General features: G+C 63.5%; 3 protein-coding genes. 2 read left to right on the plus strand and 1 reads right to left on the minus strand.

Annotated elements, in window-relative coordinates; genetic code table 11:
* On the plus strand, nucleotides 1–348 hold a 348-nt coding region (locus tag DD1DGNOD_RS13750), incomplete at its 5' end, for a PfkB family carbohydrate kinase (protein ID WP_241255703.1).
* A 199-nt stretch (nucleotides 349–547) separates the two neighbouring features.
* On the opposite strand, the gene DD1DGNOD_RS13755 is transcribed toward DD1DGNOD_RS13750, so the two are convergent.
* A complete protein-coding gene (locus DD1DGNOD_RS13755; protein WP_131770325.1) occupies nucleotides 548–751 on the minus strand; it encodes a hypothetical protein in 204 nt (67 codons plus the stop codon).
* Between the two features lie 260 nt (nucleotides 752–1011).
* On the opposite strand from DD1DGNOD_RS13755, the gene DD1DGNOD_RS13760 reads away from it, so the two are divergent.
* A complete protein-coding gene (locus DD1DGNOD_RS13760) occupies nucleotides 1012–3309 on the plus strand; it encodes an argininosuccinate synthase domain-containing protein (protein ID WP_131770326.1) in 2298 nt (765 codons plus the stop codon).
* The last annotated feature ends 183 nt before the right edge of the window (nucleotides 3310–3492 follow it).

The following is a 3492-nucleotide window of genomic DNA, read 5'->3' on the forward strand; positions in this document are numbered from 1 at the left end:
TATCTGACCGGTGTGGCCGAAGCGGTGCGTCGGGCCGGTGGAATTGTCGTGGTCACCAAGGGACCCCGGGGAGCGGAGGTGCTGCTCGCGAACGGGAAACAGGAGTTTTCTGCTATCGCGACCGACCATCTCGTCGACGACACCGGCGCAGGGGATGTTTTCGCCGCCTCGCTGTTCATCGCGCTGGATAGTGGGTTCACCGTCAGTGACGCGGTCCGGTTTGCCGCCGCGGCTGCCGCCCTGAGCATCGGGGGGATCGGCCCGCGGGCGATCGCCACGCGGAACGCCGTTGTGAAGCTGGCCGGTCGAGACACCGCCGTTGAGGACAGCGCAGTCGGGGTGTTCTGACGCGGTTCGCCCCTCCTGCGATCTCCTCCTTTGCCCATGCTGTAGTCAACGCTGTTGACGACCCCCGCCACAAAGTCGATCTTGAAAGTCGGCAGTTGTCGCCGGAATCGTCAGAGCCGTCCCCAACTCATGCTGAGCACCGATGTCGCCAGCTGCCGCCGGCCCTCGTCCGGTTATCCCGCGAGGGCCGGCGGAGATTCTATTCGACCCACTGCTCGGAACCTTCGGGGTGCCTTGACACCCGGTTGTTCGGGTTCCACGGATAGTGAACGCTGGCGGCAAGCCGGCGAGCGTCCATGACATCACGCCGTTCCTCGGCCAGTCGCAGAAGAAGGAGCAGGAACACGCAGCCGACCGAGAGCAGCGAGATCATGACGAGGAAGAAGACGAGGATCGGCTCCACGTGACACCCCCTGATAAGAGCTGGGCTCCGTCGGCCATCTCCCGCCGGCCGGTGCCTTCCCTGCTGAACCAACCAGCCCTAGAGTCACATGAGCGGAACCTCGTGACTAGAGGAGAGATGGCAGATAATTTCAGGTAATAGGAAAAAAATCGGAAGAGAGAGTGTGTGGGGTGCGAAAAGGGGGAAGTTTTTCACGTGAGCGGACCCGGCAGGCATTGATCGACGATCTGACCAGCCTCCGGAAAGGTCGAGGTCTCTCCTTGCCCGCATTGCAACAACGGCACAGCCTCCTGGCGGTTCTCCAGGAATGGAGCCTCGCCTTCGGTCGGGACAGTTCCGTGTCGAGCGCGTTTGCGGTGCTCATCCAGATGCTGTCGGATCTCGACCTGAGTATCAGGAGCAGATCCCTGCGCAACGCCTATGCACTCTCCGAACCCTCGGCCACGGGTATGTCCAGGTTCTTCGACGATCCAGGAATTCTCACGGCCCGGCGCCGACGGTTGGCCGACGGAGTGGGACTGCATCCCGACACCATTGAGAACTACGAGAACGAGAAGATCGCGGAAATTGCTCTCACGTTACTGGAAGGACCGCCTCCCACCCCCGGCGTACGGGCCGCGGCGCCCGACCATGCAAACAGCCCCATGCGGGTGTTCGTCGGCGGTACCGTGGCCGATCTCGACGAGTACTGGCACCCGGCTCAAGAGCGTGTCGTTGCCCAGACCGGCGAAGGCACAGCCATCGAGATTCTGAAAAACCGCGACCAACGGAACCGGCAGCCGTTGTTGGACGAGGTGAGCGCCTGCGACGTCTATGTCGGGATCATAGGCCACCACTTCGGTGACCCCTCCGCCGATCCCTTACGATCCGCGACGATGGCCGAGCACGACCGCGCCCGCGCGCTGGGAAAGCAGCTGCTGATCTATCTTGTCGAATCGGATGGGGCGGGGCCGGAAGGCCCCGAGCCGCCCGGCCGCCAGCAGCTTCAGGCGGAGTTCCGCCGGGAGCTCATGCTCCGGTTCTCGCCGTGGTCCTTCGACAGCGCCGCAGATCTTGAGATGCGGGTGCGTCACGACCTGGCCCGCCTCATGCAGGAGTTCAGCCAGCCGAACAGCCCCTATCGGGTCTTTCATTCGGACCTGCAGTCTGTCTGTGACGTGCTTGACACGCGCAACCAGTCGACCCGCGCCCAGGTAGTCGATTTCATCGAGTTCCTGGCGGAGCAGTTCCGGCCCCTGTTCGCGATCGCCCCGGATTCCTACAACGACCACCCGATCCTGCGTGAAGCAAAAAGAAGGCTCAGCGACCTGATTCCTGAGGTCGGTCTGTCGGTGGCGGACGGAGTTGTCAGACGAGCCGGCGTTCGCCATGTGATCATGCGTACCGAGACGGTCGTGCGGATGCTGCAGACACCTCACCGCCTGGACGCGAAGGAACTCGAGGAAATCGACGAGGGTTTCCTCGCGACCAGCCGGCTGATGATTCTTTACAGTGGCGGGCTTGACGGCACGTACCTCCTGCACCATATTCACCGGGTCCGTCCGAGCGCCGAGGTGATTGTTCTCAGTTGCGACCTCGGTGGGGGAGCGGACATCAACCGTGCTCGGATGATCTGTGAAAGACTTCCCTTCGAGCACATCGTGCTGGACCAGACGGCGACCTTTGTGCGGGACTACGTGTTCCCCTCGATCGCGGCCCAGGCATGCTACGGGGGAACACATCCGATATCAGCTTCGCTGTCCCGTCCCCTGCTTGCCCGGACGGCCTTCGACGAAGCCACCCGGCGCGGCTGCTCGGTCATCCTGCATACCGCGGACGCAACACAGAACAGCCTGCGACGCTTCAACCGGACCCTCGCCGACCTCGGGTTCAACGGACGCTACGGGTCACCTTTTTCCGCCAGGCCTCCCCATCGGAAGGAAAAACGCTGGACGCTGGCGGAAGTCGGCATCATCGACGACGGCGCATCGATCTTCAGCACCGATGTCAACATCTGGTGCCGGGAGTTCGAAGCCGCCGGGCTCGACGACCCCGAGAACATAGAGATTCCGGAGTCGCTCTTCCACTGGACCCGGTACCGCAGCGCCGACCCGGTGGAGGTCGAGGTCACCTTCGAGGCCGGGATACCCGTGGCCCTCGACGGTGTCGAAAGAGACGGTATCTCCTTGATCTCCAGGCTGAACGACGTCGTCGGGCAGTTCGGTCTGGGCCGCTTCATCGGCCTGGAGGAGATTGCGAACGGTCAGAAGGTCCAGGAGGTACGGGAGATGCCCGCCGCCATGCTTCTGATGGACGCCTACCGGCGCCTCGAGCAGGCGATCCATCCCGCCTCGTGTATACGTGAAAAGATGCACGTCGAGCAGCTGTGGGTGCAGGAGGCGGTCGAGGGACGCTGGCTCAGCCCGCTGCGGGAGGCATCCCAGAGCTTCATCTCCACGCTCGCCTCGTCGGTGTCGGGACGGGTGCGCTACCTGCTGTCGGAAAACCGGATTCTTCTCCGGGGGCTCACCGCCGACTCGCCACTGTACGTGCGCGACCGTTCGCAGATCAGGCTCTGACCGCCGCAGGGCCTCACGGCCCTGTGATCCTCTTTCCCGCCTACAGTCGCGGCCAGTCGTCAACCCCCCGCGCGGGGCCGAGATACCGACGTACGGGCGGGACGTTGTGCAGTGCGTCAGTCCCGCGCGTGGGAGGTCGAATCCAGCGGCGGGAGCGGTTTGTTGAAACAGTTGGTCGTCCTC

The sequence above is a fragment of the Candidatus Protofrankia californiensis genome (genome assembly GCF_900634765.1).
GTDB lineage: Bacteria > Actinomycetota > Actinomycetes > Frankiales > Frankiaceae > Protofrankia > Protofrankia californiensis.